This window comes from Deltaproteobacteria bacterium, from assembly GCA_016183175.1.
In the GTDB taxonomy this organism is placed as follows: domain Bacteria; phylum UBA10199; class UBA10199; order UBA10199; family SBBF01; genus JACPFC01.
The window spans coordinates 1-21237 of the sequence record JACPFC010000052.1; the positions used below are offsets into that span (position 1 = coordinate 1).

Annotated in this window: 23 protein-coding genes; 22 read left to right on the forward strand and 1 reads right to left on the reverse strand. The window is 53.0% G+C overall.

All coding sequences use genetic code 11. The features are described from left to right. The 14 genes from HYU99_05990 to HYU99_06055 form a co-directional block, all read left to right on the forward strand. A partial coding sequence (locus HYU99_05990; GenBank protein MBI2339898.1) for a hypothetical protein occupies positions 1-1461 on the forward strand: 1461 nt, incomplete at its 5' end. Next, positions 1458-2150 (forward strand): class I SAM-dependent methyltransferase, encoded by a 693-nt coding sequence (locus tag HYU99_05995; protein ID MBI2339899.1) that lies wholly within the window; start codon positions 1458-1460, stop codon positions 2148-2150. The genes HYU99_05990 and HYU99_05995, both read left to right, overlap by 4 nt. Next, entirely contained in the window at positions 2143-2748 is a 606-nt protein-coding gene (locus HYU99_06000) for a class I SAM-dependent methyltransferase (GenBank protein ID MBI2339900.1), read from the forward strand. The genes HYU99_05995 and HYU99_06000 overlap by 8 nt, the downstream gene beginning before the upstream one ends. Then, positions 2745-3824 carry a hypothetical protein gene (locus tag HYU99_06005; protein ID MBI2339901.1) on the forward strand — a complete coding sequence of 360 codons (1080 nt, stop codon included), beginning with the start codon at positions 2745-2747 and terminating at the stop codon, positions 3822-3824. The genes HYU99_06000 and HYU99_06005 overlap by 4 nt, the downstream gene beginning before the upstream one ends. Before the next feature lie 38 nt (positions 3825-3862). Continuing rightward, positions 3863-4282, forward strand: a complete 420-nt coding sequence (locus HYU99_06010) for a GtrA family protein (GenBank protein MBI2339902.1) — start codon at positions 3863-3865, stop codon at positions 4280-4282. Further along, positions 4263-5126, forward strand: a complete 864-nt coding sequence (locus HYU99_06015) for a ChbG/HpnK family deacetylase (GenBank protein ID MBI2339903.1) — start codon at positions 4263-4265, stop codon at positions 5124-5126. Before HYU99_06010 ends, HYU99_06015 begins: the two co-directional genes overlap by 20 nt. Before the next feature lie 74 nt (positions 5127-5200). Then, on the forward strand, positions 5201-6628 hold the full coding sequence (locus HYU99_06020) for a radical SAM protein (GenBank protein MBI2339904.1): 1428 nt from the start codon (positions 5201-5203) through the stop codon (positions 6626-6628). Between the two features lie 11 nt (positions 6629-6639). Next, a complete protein-coding gene (locus HYU99_06025; GenBank protein MBI2339905.1) occupies positions 6640-8274 on the forward strand; it encodes a cobalamin B12-binding domain-containing protein in 1635 nt (544 codons plus the stop codon). Between the two features lie 21 nt (positions 8275-8295). Next, the gene (locus tag HYU99_06030; protein MBI2339906.1) at positions 8296-9441 is read left to right on the forward strand and encodes a glycosyltransferase family 2 protein; all 1146 of its coding nucleotides are present in this window, start codon (positions 8296-8298) and stop codon (positions 9439-9441) included. Beyond that, a complete protein-coding gene (locus HYU99_06035) occupies positions 9407-10174 on the forward strand; it encodes an NTP transferase domain-containing protein (protein ID MBI2339907.1) in 768 nt (255 codons plus the stop codon). Before HYU99_06030 ends, HYU99_06035 begins: the two co-directional genes overlap by 35 nt. Further along, positions 10171-11172, forward strand: a complete 1002-nt coding sequence (locus HYU99_06040; GenBank protein ID MBI2339908.1) for a sugar kinase — start codon at positions 10171-10173, stop codon at positions 11170-11172. The genes HYU99_06035 and HYU99_06040 overlap by 4 nt, the downstream gene beginning before the upstream one ends. A gap of 53 nt (positions 11173-11225) precedes the next feature. Beyond that, complete coding sequence (locus tag HYU99_06045) at positions 11226-12203, forward strand: Gfo/Idh/MocA family oxidoreductase (protein MBI2339909.1); 978 nt, start codon at positions 11226-11228, stop codon at positions 12201-12203. After that, entirely contained in the window at positions 12184-13509 is a 1326-nt protein-coding gene (locus HYU99_06050) for a UDP-glucose/GDP-mannose dehydrogenase family protein (GenBank protein MBI2339910.1), read from the forward strand. Before HYU99_06045 ends, HYU99_06050 begins: the two co-directional genes overlap by 20 nt. Then, a complete protein-coding gene (locus tag HYU99_06055) occupies positions 13506-14366 on the forward strand; it encodes an SDR family oxidoreductase (GenBank protein ID MBI2339911.1) in 861 nt (286 codons plus the stop codon). The genes HYU99_06050 and HYU99_06055 overlap by 4 nt, the downstream gene beginning before the upstream one ends. On the opposite strand, the gene HYU99_06060 is transcribed toward HYU99_06055, so the two are convergent. After that, positions 14347-15192, reverse strand: a complete 846-nt coding sequence (locus HYU99_06060) for a UTP--glucose-1-phosphate uridylyltransferase (protein ID MBI2339912.1) — start codon at positions 15190-15192, stop codon at positions 14347-14349. The two genes, HYU99_06055 and HYU99_06060, sit on opposite strands and share 20 nt — an antisense overlap. A gap of 22 nt (positions 15193-15214) precedes the next feature. Between HYU99_06060 and HYU99_06065 the strand changes: the two genes are divergently transcribed. The 8 genes from HYU99_06065 to HYU99_06100 form a co-directional block, all read left to right on the forward strand. Continuing rightward, positions 15215-15976 (forward strand): YdcF family protein, encoded by a 762-nt coding sequence (locus HYU99_06065; protein MBI2339913.1) that lies wholly within the window; start codon positions 15215-15217, stop codon positions 15974-15976. Beyond that, positions 15973-16962: an NAD-dependent epimerase/dehydratase family protein gene (locus tag HYU99_06070; GenBank protein ID MBI2339914.1), complete on the forward strand. Its 990-nt coding sequence runs from the start codon at positions 15973-15975 to the stop codon at positions 16960-16962. Before HYU99_06065 ends, HYU99_06070 begins: the two co-directional genes overlap by 4 nt. Next, a complete protein-coding gene (locus HYU99_06075) occupies positions 16959-17519 on the forward strand; it encodes a sugar transferase (protein ID MBI2339915.1) in 561 nt (186 codons plus the stop codon). The genes HYU99_06070 and HYU99_06075 overlap by 4 nt, the downstream gene beginning before the upstream one ends. Beyond that, positions 17516-18721, forward strand: coding sequence for an FAD-dependent oxidoreductase (locus tag HYU99_06080; GenBank protein ID MBI2339916.1), 1206 nt, complete (start codon positions 17516-17518; stop codon positions 18719-18721). The genes HYU99_06075 and HYU99_06080 overlap by 4 nt, the downstream gene beginning before the upstream one ends. Before the next feature lies 1 nt (position 18722). Continuing rightward, positions 18723-19655, forward strand: a complete 933-nt coding sequence (locus HYU99_06085) for a radical SAM protein (protein MBI2339917.1) — start codon at positions 18723-18725, stop codon at positions 19653-19655. Positions 19656-19676: 21 nt separating this feature from the next. After that, positions 19677-20375, forward strand: a complete 699-nt coding sequence (locus tag HYU99_06090) for a WbqC family protein (GenBank protein ID MBI2339918.1) — start codon at positions 19677-19679, stop codon at positions 20373-20375. Beyond that, positions 20372-21013, forward strand: a complete 642-nt coding sequence (locus HYU99_06095) for a cobalamin B12-binding domain-containing protein (GenBank protein ID MBI2339919.1) — start codon at positions 20372-20374, stop codon at positions 21011-21013. The genes HYU99_06090 and HYU99_06095 overlap by 4 nt, the downstream gene beginning before the upstream one ends. Before the next feature lie 27 nt (positions 21014-21040). Then, positions 21041-21237: radical SAM protein (locus HYU99_06100; GenBank protein ID MBI2339920.1), on the forward strand; the 197-nt coding region annotated here is incomplete at its 3' end.

Sequence of the window (21237 nt, forward strand, 5' to 3'; positions counted from 1 at the left end):
GTCAAGGTCTTCACGACACATTCCCTGGAAACCGGCTACGGACGTCTCGTGGAAATCACCCAGGGCTGGATCCCGGGTCTTGCACCGTTTATCCGCCCCGGGGCGGTGTTATTCTACATTCGGACCGTTATCGGTCTTGAAGCAGGGTTGTTCCTGATCGCATGCCTGGCCGGCATGGGAATATTTGTCGTGTGGGGGTACCGCTCCCGTTTTCGGTTCTCGGAGGGTAGGCGCCTCCAAATCCTGCCGTTTTTGGCGATAGTCCCCCTCCTTTTGGTCTGGCAATGGTCGGGGATTTCACGGCACGGGCATCACTGGTATTCGTTTATCTTTTTTCCCCTGTTGCCTCTCTGGATAGCGGTTTCCATGGAGGCGGTCGCTTCGCGGCTCCCCCCGGCCTGCTATCGGCCGTTTCAAGGCCTTGTTTTGGCCTCCGTCATCCTTCTTGCGCCCAACTCGGTCATGTTCGACCGAAGCGCCTTCTTTATTCTGGACGATGTGGTGAAGGACGTGCGCGAGGTGAAGCAAGAGCTTGGTTATTCAAAAGAGCGTTATCAAAAAGATGTTTTTTTTCTCGACCGCCTGCGAAACGAAGGCCCCGGGCATACGGACCCGCCTTTCGAATTCCCATCGTGGGGAATCTACACGGATTATCTTTACGGTGCGGTGACGAACGACATTCCGTCAAGGGAATCGGATCCGGATCGGTGCACCCTGGTGGCGCACAAACCCATGGTGGATTTCTATTCTCTTGACTATTATTTGAAAAATATTCGGGCTCATTTTGGGATTGACCTGACCCGGATTCACGGAGAGAATCGTCTTGTTTTCTTTGAATATCAACGACCCGGCCGCGGCAACTGTTTTCACAATACCGGCAACGCATGGGTGATTAACGAGAAAATGGGTCTGACCATGGCAAAGATCCCGGCCCATTCGCAAAGCATTCTTCTAAAAAATGAAAAGCAGGTTGACTCGTCGGGCCGGTGGATCAAACAGGATTTTGAATTCGCCGTTTTTGATCGTAAGTCCTCCCTCCCCATGGTCATCCGGCTCTCCTTCCAAAGAAATCAGGAAGAGATTGGATGGCGGGCCACCCTTGAGAGTAGCCAACTCATGGGTCACTTGAACACCATGACCGCCTACGCCGGGCTTTACAGGCCCTGGCCACGACTATGGCTCGAGGATGTCCACCTGGTTTTACAGGGTGGAGACTTCAATGAGATACTCCGATTTTCCGATGGAGAGATCGGGAGATTCATGCTGACACCGCTGACATCCGTTCCAGGCGCCCTCACCCGAAACCCGGACGGCAAAAATTTGAGCCTTTCGTTCAAATACAAGACGGTTGTCTCCGGAAGCTATGAGGAGAGCGGCGCCGATATTCAGTATCTCGCAAAAAACCGGGACAAGGTCCAAAGTTGGAATACAACCCAGGTGTTATATGAAGGGCTCCTGTGAAAGACATCGAACGCCGGCAATTTTGGGATGAGAAAATTCTCAAATGGGAGGGGGACAAATATGACAAAGTCAAAATGGGGGTTCGACGCCTCCTGGATGTCAATCAATCTTTAAAAGCGAGAATGGATATCGCCTCTGGCGTTCTTAAAAAGATCGCCAAAAACCGCACCATTCTGGAAATCGGTTGCGGAACGGCGCGGCTGTTGCCGGTCCTTATCGGATCGGGGGCCAAAAAGTATATCGGGATCGACGTTTCAAAAGTCGCCATTGAACGGGCGCGATCGCGGGTAAAGGCGTTGGGAGCCGATTCGATGGCCGAATTCCATCAGGCTGATGCCGGGTCCCTGCAGGACACCACGACCGATATCTGCTTCTCTCTGGGGCTTCTTGATTGGCTTGACCCGGATACGATCTCCCAAATGATCCGCCGGATTCACTGTCAGTATTACCTCCATAGTTTTTCGGAGCGTCGTCCCTCGTTGAAATTATTGCTCCATCGACTCTATGTCTACTGCCTCTATGGACGCCGAACGGGATCTTACCGGCCAAGGTATTATTCCTCGCATCAAATGGTCGAAATATTTCAATCGTGTTATGGCGCGCCCCCGCAATGTTATCGCTCGCGCCGTTTGAGTTTCGGCGGTTTTGTTTTTAAATTGCCGAATGGGGTGGATGTGCAACATGAATAGCGCCAAAACCTATTTTGACTCCGTCGCTTCCGGGTACGCCGAAAAATCCGAGGGCGGGATTTGGCGATGGCTTCGCCGCAGGGAGGCCTCCGTCATCGCAAGCATGATCGGATCGGGGCCGCTCGGGGACGCTTTGGAATTGGGATCCGGATCGGGATACTATACACGCCGATTAAGCGACCTGGGTTGCCGGAGTCTGGTTGCCGTGGATTTTTCACCGAAAATGGTTGAATCGATCCGCATCCCGGGCTGTGTGAAAAAAAAAGCCGACATTCAAAACTTCGTCAGCGAAGATCGGTTCGATCTCATTTTATGCGCGGGAGCCTTGGAGTTTCTGGAACATCCGGAGGTTATCTTCGGCAATGCCTCTAAAATGCTTCGTACGAAAGGATCGTTGATTGTGCTTTTACCCCTGCAGTCTCTCCTGGGGCGTTTTTACCGGTTATTTCACCGGTCTCACCATGTCCCTGTCCGCCTCTTTCGACTTCAAGAAGTCGACCAATGGGCGAAAGCGGCCGGATTGATTCCGGTCAGGCGCCAAAAAGCGGCGTTGTTTTCACTGGCGCTCAAATTTTCGAAATCGGAGGATCACGAATGAAAGAAGGCAAAAAAATCCTGTTCATCGTCAATGGCCTCGGTCTGGGCAATTCGACCCGCTGTGACTCGATTATTCAACCGCTTGTAAAAAGGGGTTGCATCATCGATGTCCTGACCTCCGGTAATGGAGTTCAGTATTTCAGGGAATGTCCGTATGTCCCGAATATCCATGAGCTTCGTTCCCTTTATTATGGAAGCAAAGGCGGCAAGTTAAGCGTTTGGAAAACTCTTTTGGCCATTCCGGACTTTTTCAAAATTTTCATCAGCAACATCAAATTCGTCAAAAACCTCATTGGGCAAAACGGATACCGGGCCGTCGTTATTGATTCGGACTATACCCTGTTATGGTTGAAGAGATCGCTTCGTATTCCAATTATCGCCCTGAATAACGCCGACATCGTTATTCAGGAGTGCAGGAAATTACCGTCTCTCCCCAGGAGCATCCGGATGCAGTACCTGATCGAGAAATGCGACGGTTGGTTTCACCGGAAGGTGCCCCATTTGGTTCTTAGCCCCGCCCTTCTGCCGCAAAACGACAATGGAGGGCCGGTGAAACACTTTGCTCCATTTATCAGAGAGGGCTTTCAACCGAGGCCGTTCTCACCCGAGTTAAAGAGAATCCTGGTCATGTTGAGCGGTTCAAAGTTTGGGTCGAGCACCCATTTTTTAGAGCCTCTCACCCGTCAACAAGAGATCAAGATCGATGTCATTGGCCGAGCCGGCGTCTCCCAAGGATCGATCACATACCATGGAAAGACATTTTCCAACAAACATCTGGTTGATCAGGCGGACATGATGGTGATCAATGGGGGCTTTAGCGCCGTGAGCGAGGCCGTTGTCCTCCGAAAACCGGTGATCGTGATTCCGGTTGAAAATCATGCGGAACAATTCATTAACGCCCGGATTGTCGAACAGGCCGGTTTGGGTCTTGTGGCGACCGAAGAAAATGCGATGGATAAAATCCGCGAAATGATTTCCTGTTTCCCCCGGTTTGTTCAGGCCCACCGCCAATTTGAATGCAGATTGGACGGGGCGCAGGAGGCCGCAAAATTGATCGACGCGGTGGCCGGCTCTTGAGTCTTAAAAAAACCTCCAGAGAATTCGCTTTCTTCACCATGGCGGCCGCCTTATCGGCCTTGAGCGACATTGCCGTCTTCACGCTCCTGGTCCATTCGGGCCTCTTCTTTATTTATTGCCAGGCTGTTTCCCGCATTGTCGGCGGGGCTGTCAGTTTTTTTATCAACAAACACTTCAGCTTTGACCGCCACGAAGGAAGAACGCTGATTGAGATCCGCCGTTTCCTTCTTCTCTATGCGGTAAGTTACACCCTCTCTTTTGTCCTCCTGTGGTTTGCGCATCAACGATGGGGGCTCCGGCTTCTTTACGCCAAACCCCTGGCCGACGGAACCTGCTTTCTGTTCAATTTTGCCGTGATGAAGCTTTACGTCTATGCGCCCCTTCGAGGGCTGATTTTCAGAATACGAGCCCTGTTATGGCTTGGGAAAGGAGCGGTTGATGATTCTTTGCGCGGATGATTACGGCATCTCTCCCGCCGTCAGTACGGGCATTCTGGAACTGGTCAAAGAAAAGAGGCTTTCCGCCGTCAGTTGCATGATGCTCGGCCCCCATGTTGATGAGTCAATGAGGAGAATAAATGGAATCGGGAACGGTATTGACCTCGGTTTACACCTTGTCATGACCGATGACCGTCCGTTAACCCCCTTGCAACCCGAATCCGGTCTCGTTGATGCCCATGGCAAGCTGGTTCCTTTCTCAAAACTGTCGCTTCGCGCCTACCGGCGGGCGATTGATTTTGGCTGTGTTCTGCGGGAAATTGAGGAACAAATCAGGCGCTTTGAAACCCTCGCGGGCCGCCCCCCCGATTTCATTGATGGTCATCAACACGTCCAACAGTTGCCGGTCATCCGGAAGGCATTGGCCACCGCTCTTCGGAGCCTCATCCAGCGTCATCAAAATATTTATGTGCGTGTGGCGAGGCTTCCCATGCGATGGCTGTGGACAAAGGGATTAAGACACTCCTGGAAGTTCTTTGTCGGCAATCACCTCGTCTCCCTGCCGGGTGGTTCGACAGCCCTTCTGATGAATGAAACAGGAATTCCCTCCAACAGATTCCTGTTGGGATTTTGTGATTACGAAAAAGAGGCGCGCTTCGAAGCCGTTTTCCAACGTTACCTGACCCTGAAACCGGGCCCAAGGGACATCTTTTTTTGCCATCCGGGATATGTCGACGAGGCATTGCGCCGGCGTGATTCTGTTACCGGCTCCAGGATCAACGTCCTGGAGTTCCTTCGATCTTCCCGATGCCAAACCATCATGGAAGAGTCGGGAGTCGGCCTCAATACCTTCTATGGAGCCTGAATCCACGGAAAATCCCCTTGCCCGCCGTTTGTTCACATGGTATTAATTGACTTTAATCCGAAAAAGGTCAAACGATGAAAATACTGGTCCTGGAACCACCGGCTGTATCCAAGTACGGCAATCAGAGAATTTACGGGGGAAACGGCGGCAATAAGAGCGATTTTAGAAAGGCCCCCGTGGATGTCATGTGGATTTCCGGTTACCTCCGCTCACACGGCTTCGAGAATACATTTCATGATGCAAACAACTCCAGGGAGAAAATCCAGGATGTTGAAGTCCTTTTGAAAAAACTGAATCCGGACATTATATTTTTGTCCACATCAACATGTACGCTATACAAAGACATGGAAGTGGCGGCCCTCGTCAAGAGGCTCAATCCGGAGTGTCTGACAGTTGCGATGGGGACCCATCTCATGGCGCTGACGGAAGAGACCATGCGCGATTTTCCCGATCTCGACGCCGGGATTTATACCAATGAATGGGAGCAGTCGGCCTTAAGCATCGCACAAAACCGTTCCAACCTGCCGGATGCCCATGGGATCATGTATCGCAGTGGAGATGGACAACTGATCAAGACACGGCCGTCTCCGCCGTTAAGACATTTTGATGATCTCGGGTTTCCCGCTCATGACAAGCTTCGGAAGGAAATTTATCATGACCCCACGATGAAGCGCTTTCCCAAAACGATGGTCCAATTCAGCCGGGCCTGCATCGCCAAGTGCAATTTTTGCTGTCAGCCGGCATTCTTCGGCACCGTCATGCCCCGGAGCGTGGACAGCATTATTGATGAAATGAAGTGGGTTTCAAAATTGGGGTTTCGGGAAATCTTCCTTAATGACCCGACTTTCACCTATGACCACAAATGGAACATGGAAATTTTCGAACGCGTCTTGAGTGAGGGGATCGATCTGACCTGGTGGTGCACGACCCGGGCTCACTGTCTGAACAAGGATATCCTCAAGATGATGAAGAGGACAGGTTGCCATACAATCGGCATCGGGATGGAGAGCGCCGATGACCAGGTCCTGAAAAATATCAAGAAGGGAACGCGAAGGGAGATCGTCTACAATGCCGTGAAAATGACGCGTGAGGCGGGCATTGATGCCCTGGTTTTTTGTGTCTTTGGTTTTCCGGGAGAGACGCACGAGTCGATGCGGGAGACCCTGGCCTTTTTAAAAACGCTTCCGGCCTCGTTTATCACCCTGGGCATTGCGGTCCCGGCGCCCGGAACGCCCCACTACCAATACATGGAGGAGAACGGCCTTCTGAAGCATAAGCAGTGGGATCTATACGATCCTCTTCGTGAACCTGTTTATGACTACCCGCACTTAAGCGGCAAAGAGATATACGATTTTGCCCATTACGGGCTTCGGCAGTTTTATCTGCGCCCAAGCTATATCTGGGACCGGGTCAAATCCATACACAGTTTTTCCGAACTTGGGACCTATGCATCCAATTTTTTCGGATTTATGAAACGGTATGTTTTCCGTGTCACTGCCTAGGAGAAAAACGAATGAGGGCTTTATTCCTCAACGCCCCTTTTAAAGTCGAGTACGGGAAATTTTCCAAGAATTCAAGAAGTCCCGCGATTACCAAAAGCGGAACCAATTACTTTCCGGTCTGGCTTGCTTATGCCGCCGGTGTCACGGAGGTTGCCGGCCATGAAGTATATCTCTACGACGCCTGCGCCAAAAGAACCCCAAAAGCGGAAATGCTTTCCCTCATCGCCGATTTTAAACCGGACCTGGTGGTTCTTGACACCAGCACGCCCAGTCTCTTAAGCGACATCGCCTTTGGCGCCTCTGTGAAGGCCCAACATCCTGATTCGTTCGTCATGCTGATGGGCACTCATCCCTCGGCCCTTCCTGAAGAAACCTTGCAGTTCGACGCGGCCATCGACGCCATTGCGAGGGGAGAGGCCGATTTTACGGTCCGTGAAGCGGCCGAGAAGCTTTCGGGAATCCAATTTCAGAAATTGGATGCCGGGAAAAAGATTCAACTCCTTCAGGGCATCGAGGGTCTCTCTTTCCAGGTCGCCGGAAAAACCTATCACAACACCGCAAGACCCCAGATTCAAGATCTGGATTCACTCCCCTTCGTCAGTCAAATTTACAAGAAACACCTCGACGTCCGCGACTACTTCTGGGCCTCGATCGATTATCCCGAGATCCAGATCATGACGGCTCGCGGATGCACCGATCGATGCACGTTCTGTGTCTATCCCTACGCCATCCACCAACTGACTTACCGCATGCGAAGCGCCAAAAGTGTTGTGGACGAATTCGAGTGGATTGAAAGGAACCTCCCTGAAGTCAGGGAAGTGATTATTGAAGATGACACCTTCGGTGCGAGCGTGAAACGGGTCCATGAGTTTTGTGAAGAAAAGATGCGAAGAAAAATCAAACTCAAATGGTACGCTCATGTTCGGTGCACCCTTCAACTCGACAGCCTCAAATTGATGAAAAAGGCGGGTTGCCCCCATCTGGGAACCGGTTACGAAAGCGCCAATCAGGAAGTGCTGGATAAGATGAAAAAGAGATTAAAAGTCCAGTCGATCCTCGATTTTTCCAAAAACACCAAAAAAGCGGGCATCATGGTACACGGATGCTTCATGGTCGGCAATCCGGGGGACACGCGTTCGACTCTGCAGGAATCGCTCGATTTCGCCCTAAAACTGCGGGATGACACAATGCAGTTTTTTCCGCTCATGGTCTATCCGGGAACCCCCGATTATGAATGGGCGAAGAAAAACAACCTCATGACGGTGAAGAGTTACGATCAGTGGGTGACCGAAGAGGGGCTCCACAACAGCGTGGTTCGCATGCCGGATATGGATAGCCGGGAGATTGTTGACTGGTGTGATTATGCGCGAAAAAAATATTATACCCGGCCCGGCTACTTGGCCTATAAAGCCTTTCAAACGCTTCTGCGTCCCGCGGAACTGAAGCGAAACATTCGCGCCGGGCGGCGTTTCGTCCGTTTTCTTTTGAAAGGAACCTTTGGTCGACGAAACGGTTTCGCCTCGACACAATCGAGCCGATTGAACGGGGCCCCTTGCAAAACGGAATTCGATCATTCCTATCCCCAGGAAGCCCCTGTCCCAAAACTCGTGCCCCGGGATTTTGAAAAAAAGGAGAAGGCGGCCTAACTTCCCTCTTCCCGGATCGTCATGCTGATCTGCCTGTTTGTCATCAGCCTCTCCGTCCCCCTCTATACCTACTTCATCTACCCCGGATTGGTGATGGTTCTGGGGGTCTTGGGACGCAAGACATATCAAAAGGACGAGTCGTATCTCCCGACCGTCAGCCTGATCATTTCCACCTATAACGAAGAAGGTCACATTCGTAAAAAAATTGAAAATTCTCTGGGACTCGATTACCCGAAGGAGAAGCTTGAAATCCATATCTCATCGGAATCAACCGACCGAACCAACGAAATCGCCCAAGAGTATCATCAAAAGGGGGTCATCCTCCATGCCTTTTCAGGCCGACGGGGAAAGGCGGCCAGCCTCTATCGGGTCGTCCCGTCAACGCGGGGTGAAATTCTCGTCTTTTCCGATGCAAATGCCTTTTATCATACCGATGCGTTGCGAAAGCTCGTGCGAAATTTAGCGGATCCGGCCGTGGGATGCGTCGTGGGACAGTTGAACTACAACAAACCGTCGGAATCGGTCGGAGGGCTTGGAGAAAAACTTTACTGGGCCTACGATAAATTCCTCCGGAAGCGCTCCAATGGCCTCAATGGTTTTGTTCCCGGCGTCAATGGGGCCATTTTTGCCATTCGAAAACCGCTCTATTTTCCCATTTCCCCGAATCGGGGCGATGACTATGAGTTATGCACTCTGGTAGCCATACATGGTTTTGTCGTTGTCGCGGAACCGGAAGCGATTGCGGACGAGGCGGGTTCCGAGACGACAAAACAGCAATTTGCCCGCAAGATACGGGTTGTCCGCTGGAATGCCCTAAGCTCCCTCATTCTGATAAGAAACGCCGTTTCTTTTGGACGTTGGGCGATCGTCTTTCAAATATTTTCTCTTCGGTTGTTGCGCTATACGGTGCCGTTCTGGCTGATCCTGTGCTTTTTAAGCACGGCTGTCCTCTCGGTGCAGTCAAGGGGATTCGGGTTGCTTTTACTGCTCCAGGGCGCCTTTTATGCCTTTTCACTGGTTTCTTTACTCGCGGACAGGATCGGATGGAAACTCCCCAAACTTCTTCTTATCCCTTCCTATTTTCTCCTGGTGAATTCAGCGGCGGCGGTGGCAATCACTTTGGGTGTTTGTTTTGGTCAATCCCCCACCTGGAAAAAGCAACGGTAGGAAAGAAACGGCGCAAATTGTCATCCTGGCCGGCGGGTTGGGCACGCGCCTCAAGCGCGTTACACGGGGTATCCCAAAACCGATGGTTCCGGTGCTTGATCGGCCTTTTCTTGAGTACCAGTTTGCATGGCTCAAAAAAACCGGGTTCAATCGTTTTCTTCTTCTCGTGGGACATCTCTCGGATCAAATCCGGAATTACTTCGGCGACGGCAAAGAGCGGGGGCTTTCGATTCGTTATTCCTGTGAATCCTCTCCCATGGGAACGGCAGGGGCCTTGAAATTGGCGGAACCTCTCATTGAGGAGAGTTTTCTGCTTCTCAATGGAGATAGTCTGCTTCCTGTTGATTATCACCTGCTGATCCACCGGTTTAAGCGGATCGGCTGTGAAGCAATGGTCGCCGCCTACGACAATCGGGAAAAGATTGCACCCAATAACCTCAGTCTTTCCAGGGACAGGGGCTGGGCAACGCGCTACCGCAAAACCGACAGCGTCGGGATGACCCATATGGATGCCGGTGTCTATGTTTTTCAAAAAAGAGTCCTGGGCCGCATTCCGCCCAACCGCCCTTATTCTTTTGAGAATGAACTCCTGCCGGAACTTGCGCAAGAAGGAGTTCTTGCCGCCTACACAACAGACATTAAATGCTACGATATAGGAACGCCTGAAAGGCTTGAGGTTTTTGAACAAGCGGTTGCCTCCAACCTTATCAGGCTGAAAGGAGTTGAACCATGATCATTTCGAAAGCGCCTGTGCGCATATCACTGGGTGGAGGCGGCACGGACCTGGCCTCCTATTACAGCAAATTCGGCGGTTTCCTGATCGCCGGTGCGATTGATAAATATCTGTTCCTTGCCGTCAACCACCGTTTTGAGAACAATGTCCGCTTGAGCTATTCCCAGACGGAGATCGTCGAAAACGCGGCTGATGTCAAACATCCCCTCTTTAGAGAATGCTTGAGAAAATTCGACATCACAAGAAATCTGGAGATTGTTTCACTCGCCGATGTCCCCGGCAACTCGGGTCTGGGAACCTCGAGTTGTTTCACCGTTGCCCTCTTGAACGGCCTCCATGCCTACAAGAGGAATTACAGGACTCTCAAGGAACTCGCGGAAGAGGCCTGCCATTTGGAGATTGATATTCTCAAGGAACCTATCGGCAAACAGGATCAGTATATCTGTTCCCTGGGCGGACTCCTCTGCCTCACCATTGATCGGGATGGAACCGTCCATGCCGAAAACCTGAACGTCACCGACGAGACCCTGGACCGACTGGAGCACAATCTGCTTCTCTTCTACACGGGCGTCAAACGCGCCGCCTCCGATATCCTTCACGAACAAAACGAAAAGAGCGCCGCCGATGATTCCGCGGTCCTGAATACGCTTCACGAGATCAAGGAGATTGGATTGCAGACGCGCCGTTATCTGGAATCGGGCCGTGTGGATGAAATAGGACATCTGTTCGATGTGCACTGGGAGGTTAAAAAACGCCTCTCCGGGCAAATTACCAACCCTTTTCTGGATCAATGCTATTCCGAAGCAAGAAAGGCCGGAGCCCTCGGTGGAAAAGTCATGGGCGCCGGGGGAGGCGGCTTTTTTATCTATTACTGTCCTGATGACGCCTCCAAGCGCCGGGTGAGGGAAGTGATGCAAAACAAGGGGTTGTGGTATACCCCTTTCCGTTTCGACTTCGAAGGGGCAAAGATCGTTTCCAACATGAGGACCAGATATTGATCTCTCCCCGACAAAAACAGGAAATCCGAGTTGGAGTCGTCGGTGCCGGCCTGATGGGAACAAATCGTGTTGAGGCCTTTCGAAGGATACCTCAGACCAGCGTTCGTCGGGTCGTCGATCTCAACGAGTCATCGGCGGAAAAACTCGCAGCGACCTGTCACGCGCAATACTCAACACGTTGGGAAGACGTTGTGAGAGATCCTGACCTCGACGCAATCATCGTCGCGATTTATCACAATGTCTCGTTTGCCGTTACCCGTGCGGCGCTCGAATTCGGGAAACATGTTTTGTGTGAAAAACCTCTTGGACGAACCGCCGAGGAAGCCTTGGTCCTTGTGCAACAAGCGAAGGCAAGCGGCCGGATTCTCAAGACCGGTTTTAATTATCGCCATTATCCCGGAATCAGGAAGGCCCATCGTCTTGTCCTGGAAAGATCGATCGGCGACCTGCGTTATTTGAGGATGATTCTGGGCCATGGAGCCAGACCGGGCTATGACCGGGAATGGCGGACGGATGCAATTCAGGGGGGCGGAGGGGCTCTTCTCGATCCGGGCATCCATTGCCTCGACCTCATTCGCTGGTTTTGCGGAGAGCCGCGCAGGGCTTCCTGTCATCGGATGAATGCGTTCTGGAAGACGCCTTACGAGGATAATGCCTTTACCACCTTTGAGACCGAGGGCGGCATCATTGCTTTTGTTCAGACCAGCATCACGGAGTGGCGCAACAAGTTTTCTTTTGAAGCAATCGGCACGGATGGGTACATAAAGGTGGAAGGGCGCGGCGGTTCTTACGGCCCCCAAACCATCCGGCACGCCCCGCGATGGGGATGGCTCAAAACTCCACCCGCGGAAGAGACCCTTGAAACTTTTCCCGAAGGGGACGAATCTTTCTACGAAGAGACGAAAGAATTTGTGAATTCGATCCGTGAAGATCGGGAGCCGCTGGGCAACGGAAGAGACGGCCTCCGCGCCATGGAAATCATTGAAAGGATTTATCATGCAAAAAATCCCCATGACATCCTCTTTGCCTGAATCGTTTCCAACCATCGGCGTCGTGGGTCTCTCCCACCTCGGACTTGTCTGGAGCATGGGCTATGCCCACCTTGGTTTCAACGTGATCGGGTTCGATACCGACAAAGAGACCGTTTCTTCCCTCAACCGTCATGTCATTCCTCTTGAAGAGCCGGGGTTGGAAGAGTTGCTCAAAAAACATCATTCTCAACTCGCGTTTACGCATGATCCGGCCGCTCTCGGACAATGTCCCGTCATTTACTTTGCCAGGGATGTCCCCATGGACGAGGAGGGAAATATCGACCTGTCGGAGATTGACGCCCTCCTCGATGCCGTTATCCCCTGCCTGCCCCGTCATGTTGAATTTATTTTTATGGGGCAGGTCCCTGTCGGCTATACAAGAAAATTGTCCGGGAAAATCCGGAAACGACGGCCTGATCTCCCGTTCAACCTTACCTACTGCGTGGAAATTGTGAGCCTCGGCACGGCAATCGACAACTTTCTCCATCGTGACTATACCCTTTTGGGCGTTGCGGACCCCGACAAGGAACAGAGTGCCCCCCTTGTCAGGAAAGTCCTGGAACCCTTCGGCGCAAAACTCCTGTGCGTTTCCTACGAGAGCGCCGAACTGATGAAAGGGGCGCGAAACATCCTGATGGCCTCTCACCTCTCCTTTGTGAACACGCTGGCCGATTACTGCGAAAAGTTGGGCGCTCGTATTCATGAAGTGACCTCCGGCATGAAACTCGACAAAAAATTTTCTCCCCACAGCCCCTGGCGGGCCGGACTCGGCTTTGCCGGAGGCCATTTTGAGAGAGATCTTTCCACCTGGATTCGCCTCGCGGAAGAAAACGGGTTAAATGCCGGTTTCTTGAAATCCATCGTGAAATACAACAAGGAAAGACACGCATGGCTTGATCAGGCCTTGAAGAGGCATGTCTTTTCCACGGCATCCGAAAAGCCGGTGATCGCGCTCTGGGGGCTCTCCTACAAGAAAGGGACCGATTCGACTCATAACTCCCACGCTCTAAGGATCATTCGCCGCTATAGCCATCAAGCTGACTTGAGGGTCTTTGACCCCGTAGCAAGACTTCCAAAATCTGTTGTCGGGGTCCGGATTTACGAGGACAAATTGGATGCGCTTCGAGGAGCCGATTGTCTGATCATCCTTACGGAGTGGGAGGAGTTTGCCCTCCCGGATGCAACCCCTCTCTTGGAATATATGCGAAGGCCGGTCGTCATCGATTGCGTCAATATTCTCCCGCAAAAGATGGTCGAGGGCGGAGGTTTGGTGCGAGTCGTTGCCGGAGAGCCTTTGGCCTTATGAGTCATCCAAAAAAACTTCAGGGGAAACGCATCGTCATCACCGGCGGTAGCATGGGAATCGGCTACGCTGTGGCCGAGGAATGTTGCCGCCAGGGGGGTGAGGTTTCTCTCGTCGCCAGGAATCGGGCGGCCCTGGTTCAAGCGCATGAGAAGCTCGCACACCACCCGGGTAAAAATACGGTCCACCCGGCCGATGTCGGCGACCTGGAACAGGTCCGCCTCCTTTCAAGGGAATTGTCCGTTCAATTCAAACAAATCGACGGATTGGTCAATTGTGCGGGGCTCTACGGGCCGATCGGACAACTCCAGGAAACCGATCCCCGCGAATTCGCAAGGGCGGTGAACATCAACCTTATGGGGACTTACTACATGTGCCGCTTCCTGATCCCCCTCATGAACGGGGTGGATCGCGCCAAGATTGTCAACTATTCGGGAGGGGGAGGATCGACTCCCCTCCCCAACTACTCCGCCTACGCCTGTAGCAAGGCGGCGGTTATCCGATTGACGGAAAATATGGCCCTGGAGCTTGCCGGGCTTCGAGTCGACGTCAATGTCATCGCTCCCGGTTTTGTCCCCACACGAATCCATCTGCAGACCCTCGAAGTCGGGGCCCGGGCCGGAAAGTCCTTTTACGAAAGCACCCGGAAGCAAATGGAAGAAAAAACCGGTTCTCCAACACGCGCGGCGCAACTGACCGCCTTCCTTCTCTCCTCCCGATCCGACGGCATTTCCGGAAAATTAATCAGCGCCATCTGGGACCCCTGGGAAGAGCCGGCGTTTCAGGAGAAGTTGCACGGAAAAGATTTTGCCGCCTTGCGCCGGATCGACGGCAAACAGTTCAAAGAGAACCCCGGATAAAACCGGCCCAGGCCTGTGCGAACCCCTCAAGCGTTCCGACGTCAAAGATCTTTCCCTGACACAAAATTGCCCTTCCGGGTTCGCTTTTTATCAGGGCATCGATGGCATCCGTCAACTGGAATTCCCCCAGAGCCCCCTTTTTTGCATTTTCAAGATGATCGAAGATCGAGGGGGGAAAAAGATAGCGGCCGACAATGCCGAGGTTCGATGGCGCTTCATGGGGCTTTGGTTTCTCGACGGCGCCTTTTAAACGGTAGTTTCGGTCGGAGAGCTTTTGCCCCTCAATAACCCCATAGGCCTCGATCCTGGATGGAGGGACCCTGGTCACCAGAAGGCCCCATTGATCCCGACATTGGCGAATCAGTTGTCGAGAGGCCGGTTTTGGATGACAAATAATCACGTCGGGCAACAGCACCAAAAAAGGCTCTCCGGCAACCGCTTGCCGGGCGCACCAAACGGCATGTCCCAAACCAAGCGGCCGATCCTGATAGGCCGTCCGGTAGGTGGCCATCGACTCAATCCCGCAGAGGGTTTTGATCTCACGCTTTTTTTTCGCCTTCGCAAGAAATCTTTTTAAACCGGGATCCGTCCGGAAATAATCGACGGTCTGCTTTTTATCCGGATGACAGACAAAGATGATTTCTTCGATGCCGGAGGCGACCGCCTCCTCGACAACATATTGGATAACCGGTTTCTTGCCGAGCGGGAAAAGTTGCTTGGGAACGACCTTGGTCAAGGGAAGAAATCTTGTGCCGTGACCGGCAACGGGAATGACCGCCTTGCGGATGCCCCTCATAAGATTTCCCGACTTGACGAATTCTTTCACAAGAACGCGATACTAGGCTGAAATGAGAGAAGCAAGTTTTTTTTATTCCCTCTTCAAGGAAATCCTCGATCCGATATGCCTGTTTTTCCTGGTTATCGTCATCGCCGTGATTTTCCGGAGTCGGAAGAAGATCTCGCGTCTCTTGCTCGTGTCGCCCTTGATCGTCCTTTATCTTGCCAGTATCGGCCCCACTTCTTTCCTCCTGATGAAGACCATCCAAAGGGGTTGCGATTCGAGAGCCGATTCGCTCAACGGGCTTGATGCCGTTGTCATCCTTGGTGCGGGCGCCAGAGACGGGGGGCTTTGGAACGACGGCCAACTTGCCGAGGAAACCTCTTTCCGCCTTCTCCAGGGCCTTGAGGTTTTCCGCGCCGGCGAAGCCCGGTTTTTGGTCCTTTCGGGCGGAGTGAGCGCCGGTCGATTCAGCGAGGCAGAGGTGATGGGCCACGTGGCTGTCCGGCTTGGCGTTCCTGCTGAAAAAATCGTGATTGAGGGGAAATCCGGAAATACCCGCCAACATGCCCCCGAGCTTCGACGTTTGGGTCTGCCCCGTTCCGCAAAAATCGGAATCGTGACCTCCGCGGTTCATATGAGGAGATCCGAAATGAATTTTCGTCCCTTTTTTGACAATCCGGTTCTTTTGCCGGTAGGGTGCCTTGAAGGAACAATAAAATTATCCCCTCAAATGCTGGTTCCGGGAATTCGTCCACTGAACGCTTCTTCATCCGTTTTTTATGAGATTCTCGGCATGATCAAAGACACCTTCCTGGGAGCGAGACCATGAAGCGAGTGCTGGTTACAGGGGCCTCCGGTTTCATCGGCCGCCGTTTGGTCGCGAGGCTTGAAGAGGAAGGGTGTCTTGTACGGGCCCTCGTCCACTCCCGCACTCCGGACCGTTCGGGGCCCGTTCTTCTTGAAACCGTCACGGGTGATGTCCGCGACGCCGGGGTCATGAAAAGGGCCACACAGGGCGTTGACACCGTCTTTCATCTCGCCGGCAAGGTTCACGAGGTTTTGGAGGTTCGGAATCATGGGGAGGATTATTTCGCCGTCAATGTGGAAGGAACCCGAAATCTTCTCGAGGGGGCGATGGCCGCGGGGGTCGAACGATTTATTTTTTTCAGCAGTGTCAAGGCCATGGGCGAGGAGACACCGCGATGTTTCGATGAAACGGAGGAGGCTCAACCGGTCACTGCTTATGGAAAATCCAAACGGGAAGCGGAAGAAATCGTGTTGAACTACGGGAAAAAATCTCCCATGCATGTTGCCTGCCTCCGCCTTCCTCTCGTCTATGGCATTGAAAACAAGGGGAACGTTTCGAGGATGATCGCCTGGATTCATCGGGGATTTTTCCCCCCGCTTCCGGCTTTGGACAACCGCCGGAGCATGGTCTCCGTCGAGGATGTGGTGAGCGCGGCGCTTCTTGTCGCAAGGAATCCCCGTGCGAAAGGCCAATGTTATATTGTCACGGACGGCAAAAATTACTCGACAACGGAACTTTACAGGGAAATACTTTGCGTTTTGGGAAAACCGACCCCTCGTTGGCGGGTTCCGCTCGGGTTGCTGAAATTTCTGGCCCGGGCGGGCGATGTCGTCGAACGCCTCCTCCGGCGCCGGTTTATTTTTGATTCCGATTCCCTGGGGAAATTGACGGGATCCGCCTGGTATTCTTGCGACAAGATCGTTCGTGAGGTCCATTACCGCCCTTCGGTGACCTTCAGGGACGCCCTGCCGGAAATGATCAGGGGGTATCGGAGAAAGGCGGCATGAAGAGGCTATTCGACATTGTTTTGGCCCTTTTTTTATCAGCCGTTTTCTTATTGCCGTCTTTCATCATTGCATGCGCCGTCCGACTCACTGCGAAAGGACCGGTACTCTACTGGTCTGAGCGGATCGGGCGTTTTAACCGAATTTTCCTGATGCCCAAGTTTCGAACCATGAGAGTGGATACTCCTCAAATGGCCACTCACATCATGAAAAATCCGGAACAATGGTTGACGCCTGTCGGCAATATTTTGCGGCGCACAAGCCTGGATGAATTACCCCAGTTATGGAGCATTTTGAAAGGAGATATGACTTTTGTGGGGCCAAGACCGGCCCTGTTCAACCAACACGATCTGATCGCCCTCAGAAAAGAAACAAGAGTTGACCAGCTTGTACCCGGCTTAACCGGCTGGGCGCAAATAAACGGCCGGGATGAATTGCCCATTTCCCAGAAGGTCAAGCTTGATGTGGAATATTTGCAGAAACGGTCATTTTATTTTGACTTGAAAATTCTTTTTATCACAATATTCAAGGCCCCTTACGGTATTGGAGTCAGCCACTGAGCGTGGATCCAGTGACCTCAACCGTCTGCATTGTCGGCGGAGGTCCCGCCGGAGTCACGCTGGCCCTTCTGCTCTTAAGGCAGGGCATTCCCGTGACGCTTCTGGAAGCAGGAAACGACTTCGACCGTGATTTCCGCGGTGACACTCTCAGCCCGGGCGTCCTGGAGATCATGGACGAGATGGGGCTCGTGGAGCGCCTCCTGAAGCTTAAGAACGGGGCCGCAGTCAAGACCGTCAACTACGTCCATCGGGACCGCGATTGGGTCGTGGCCGATTTCAGCCGCTTGAAAAGCCGATTCCCCTACCTGTTTGTTCTGCCCCAAAGGGATTTTTTGGAATTCATGATTCAGGAGGCAACCCATCTACCCGGATTTGAGCTCCTGATGGGTGCAACGGTTCATGACCTTATCGAAAAAGAGGGAATCATCTGCGGCGTTCGCTATAAAAAGAACGGTCAAAGCCAGGAGATCTGTTCGTCCCTGACGGTCGGCGCGGATGGACGCACCTCCAGGGTCCGCAAGTTGGCTGGCCTCGAAATGCGGCGGATGGCCTCTCCGATTGATCTGATCTGTTTCCGCATTCCGCGGCTGTCCACGGATCCGGCCCCGAAAGCGCTTAATGTTTACGTCGGGGACGGTTATTATTTCGGCATTTGGGACCGTTTTGATTATTGGCAGATCAATGCCGCTATCCCCAAGGGAAGCTACGCCGCGCTTCGTTCGCTCGGCATCGTCCATTTGCAAAAACAATTGATCCCCGTCCTTCCCGAGCTGGCCCTCCGCATGGGAGGGCTTCAATGGTCCGACGTTTCCACTCTTTGCGTGGAACCCGGGATGGCGTCACGATGGTACCGGCCCGGCCTCCTCTTGATCGGTGACGCGGCCCATGTCATGTCCCCCGCCGGCGGGGTGGGCATCAATTGCGCCATCCAGGACGCCGTCGCCACGACCAACGTTTTGACCCTCCCCCTCCGAAGAGGCGATGCGCGCCTGAAAGACCTGGCCGAAGTGCAGCGGATCAGGAAATGGCCCGTTTGGCTGATGCAAAAACTGCAAGATCAGGCGCAGAAACGCCTGATCACGAAGGCCCTGACCACAAAAAAGTATCGAATCCCCTTCTACATGCAACACTCGTGGACCCGGGACTTGGCGACGCGCATCACCGGCATGGGCATCAACCCGGTCCATGTCAAAAGATTTTAATATGGCTTACGAACAGCCTCCCCTCATACGCCGATGCATCGAAAACCTGGACGTGGAGCGCCGGTTTCCCATCATGTTGATTCTGGATCTGACGAACGTCTGCAACTTCGAGTGCCCCCATTGTCCGCAACCGATCATGGCTTCCCAGCCGGACTACCGGGCCTCTTTTATGAGCTTCGACGACTACAAAAAAATCGTTGATGAAGCGGCCGAGGAGGATGTGAAGTTCATCCGGTTCACGGGTGACGGCGAGCCGATGCTGAACCGCCGATTGCTCGACATGGTGGCCTACGCCAAGGAAAAAACCTCCATTTCCCTCGTATTAACAACCAACGGCTCCATGCTCACCCCTGAACGGAGCGAACGTCTGCTCGATCTGGGAATCGACGTCATCGATGTGAGCCTCGACGCCTTTACGAAGGAAAAATATGCGATCGTCCGAAAGGGGGGAAAGTATCACGAAGTGATCGGCAATCTTCACCACCTGCTTGCCCTTCGCGAAAAGAAAAAATCGAAGACGCGCGTCATGGTGAACATGATCGACCAAAAAATAGTGGCCGATGAGGTTGATGATTTCAAGAAATATTGGGAGCCGCTCGTTGATTTCGTCCTTGTGCGAAATCTGCATACGGCGACAAAACGGGTCAATCAGGCCGAGGTCGGGCAAAAAATGGAACGCGAACAACCCGACCGCCACGCCTGCGCCCATCTCTGGAAACGGCTGACGATCGATCCCGCGCTGAACGTCAAATTTTGCGCCCACGACTGGTTCGACGAGACGGTTTTGTCCAAGCTCGGCCCGGGGGGAATCCGCTCGATCTGGTTTTCCGAGCGCCTCAAGGAGATTCGGAAGGCTCACTGGGCCGCCGCTCCCTGGGATTACGGGTATGAAAAAATTATCGAAAAAATCGGCGTCATCAAACTGCCGTTTTAAACGCGATCCGTGAGAATCGGAATGATCCAATCCAATTACCTGCCGTGGCGCGGGTATTTCGACTTTATCGACGATGTCGATCTCTTCATCCTCTATGACGACGTCCAATACACCCGGCGGGATTGGAGGAACCGGAACCGCATCCGCCTCCCCGATGGTCCGGTTTGGCTGACGGTCCCCGTCACCTTCAGCCGGTCGGCGCCAACCCTGATCAAGGAAACGGAGATCTGCTACCAAAACGACTGGATTCGGGAGCATGTCCGTTCCCTGACATCCGCCTACCGGAGGGCCCCCTATTTCGAGAGGTATGCCCCCTCCCTTTTCGAGATCCTTTCGATGCGGCATAAAACCATTTCAGAACTCAACTGCGCCCTGATCCACCGGATCAGTGAGGCGTTGGACATCCATACTCCGATCCGCATGTCGCATGATTACGAAGGGCGGGGGATAAAAACGGATCGGATCATCGACATTCTCAAAAAGACCAAAGCCACCCATTATCTGGTCGGCCCCGCCGCAAAGGATTACATCGAAGAAGGTAAATTTGAGAACCAGGGGATCACATTGGAATACAAATCATATGATTACCCCGAATACCCGCAAATGCACGGCCGGTTTGAACCGAACTTGAGTATCGTGGATCTCTTGTTCAACTGCGGACCGGAAAGCAGGGAATATTTGAAGAGCCGAATTCCCAATAGAACGGCGGCGGCGGCATGACACAAACAGGATCCGATTTTCACGTGGTCTTCATCCGCGGGCCTATTTTAAGCTCCTCGCGGTCGGTCATGAATGACGCAACCCCTCCCTTGGCTTTTGCCTTGCTGGCGGGCCATTTACGCCACCACGGCTACCGTGTCACCCTGATCGACGCCATCGGCATGGGATTGAACCGGTCATGGGCCTGGAGCGGGCGAGAGGGGTATTATTGCAAGGGAGCCACTTTTCAGGAAATATTGGACGCCCTTCCCCCGGATGCCGACTTGTTTGCCTTTTCCTGCATGTTTTCGGGGGAATGGCCGCTCAACCGGGATTTGATTCATGCGGTCCGTCAAAAATTTCCCCGCGTTCCCGCCGTTGCCGGGGGAGAACACGCGACCGCCCTGCCCGAGTATTGTCTCCGGGATTGTTCTTCATTGGATTTTGCGGCCACCGGCGAGGGAGAGGGAGTTCTGCTCAGTCTCTGCGAAACATTGCGCAAGGGACAAAGCGGCAGTAACTGCCGCGGCATCAAATATATCGATAAAGAGGGAAATTATGTCGACATGGGCGCGTTTTCCCGGATTGAAAAAGTGGATGAAATTCCCTGGCCGGCCTGGGACCTCGTTGCCATTCAGTTCTATTGGGCATCTCAATAATCCCACAGCCATTCCACTTATCGAGACATGCCGATCATGGCCTCCCGCAGTTCTCCTTATCAATGCACCTTCTGTTCCAGCCCCCGAATGTGGACGACCCGCTACAGCCTTCGCGGGGTGGACGATGTCCTGAATGAGATACAGCACTATATCGACAAATACGGCATCACGAGTCTTCAGTTTTACGATTTGACCGCCATCACGAAAAAGTCATGGACCGTCGA

What these genes read in the sequence shown, in the direction of transcription:
- HYU99_06000 (MBI2339900.1), top strand. Translation starts at nt 2,143, where the DNA reads ATGAATAGCGCCAAAACCTATTTTGACTCCGTCGCTTCCGGGTACGCC.
- HYU99_06005 (MBI2339901.1), top strand. Translation starts at nt 2,745, where the DNA reads ATGAAAGAAGGCAAAAAAATCCTGTTCATCGTCAATGGCCTCGGTCTG.
- HYU99_06010 (MBI2339902.1), top strand. Translation starts at nt 3,863, where the DNA reads ATGGCGGCCGCCTTATCGGCCTTGAGCGACATTGCCGTCTTCACGCTC.
- HYU99_06015 (MBI2339903.1), top strand. Translation starts at nt 4,263, where the DNA reads ATGATTCTTTGCGCGGATGATTACGGCATCTCTCCCGCCGTCAGTACG.
- HYU99_06020 (MBI2339904.1), top strand. Translation starts at nt 5,201, where the DNA reads ATGAAAATACTGGTCCTGGAACCACCGGCTGTATCCAAGTACGGCAAT.
- HYU99_06025 (MBI2339905.1), top strand. Translation starts at nt 6,640, where the DNA reads ATGAGGGCTTTATTCCTCAACGCCCCTTTTAAAGTCGAGTACGGGAAA.
- HYU99_06030 (MBI2339906.1), top strand. Translation starts at nt 8,296, where the DNA reads ATGCTGATCTGCCTGTTTGTCATCAGCCTCTCCGTCCCCCTCTATACC.
- HYU99_06040 (MBI2339908.1), top strand. Translation starts at nt 10,171, where the DNA reads ATGATCATTTCGAAAGCGCCTGTGCGCATATCACTGGGTGGAGGCGGC.
- HYU99_06045 (MBI2339909.1), top strand. Translation starts at nt 11,226, where the DNA reads ATGGGAACAAATCGTGTTGAGGCCTTTCGAAGGATACCTCAGACCAGC.
- HYU99_06050 (MBI2339910.1), top strand. Translation starts at nt 12,184, where the DNA reads ATGACATCCTCTTTGCCTGAATCGTTTCCAACCATCGGCGTCGTGGGT.
- HYU99_06055 (MBI2339911.1), top strand. Translation starts at nt 13,506, where the DNA reads ATGAGTCATCCAAAAAAACTTCAGGGGAAACGCATCGTCATCACCGGC.
- HYU99_06065 (MBI2339913.1), top strand. Translation starts at nt 15,215, where the DNA reads ATGAGAGAAGCAAGTTTTTTTTATTCCCTCTTCAAGGAAATCCTCGAT.
- HYU99_06070 (MBI2339914.1), top strand. Translation starts at nt 15,973, where the DNA reads ATGAAGCGAGTGCTGGTTACAGGGGCCTCCGGTTTCATCGGCCGCCGT.
- HYU99_06075 (MBI2339915.1), top strand. Translation starts at nt 16,959, where the DNA reads ATGAAGAGGCTATTCGACATTGTTTTGGCCCTTTTTTTATCAGCCGTT.
- HYU99_06085 (MBI2339917.1), top strand. Translation starts at nt 18,723, where the DNA reads ATGGCTTACGAACAGCCTCCCCTCATACGCCGATGCATCGAAAACCTG.
- HYU99_06090 (MBI2339918.1), top strand. Translation starts at nt 19,677, where the DNA reads ATGATCCAATCCAATTACCTGCCGTGGCGCGGGTATTTCGACTTTATC.
- HYU99_06095 (MBI2339919.1), top strand. Translation starts at nt 20,372, where the DNA reads ATGACACAAACAGGATCCGATTTTCACGTGGTCTTCATCCGCGGGCCT.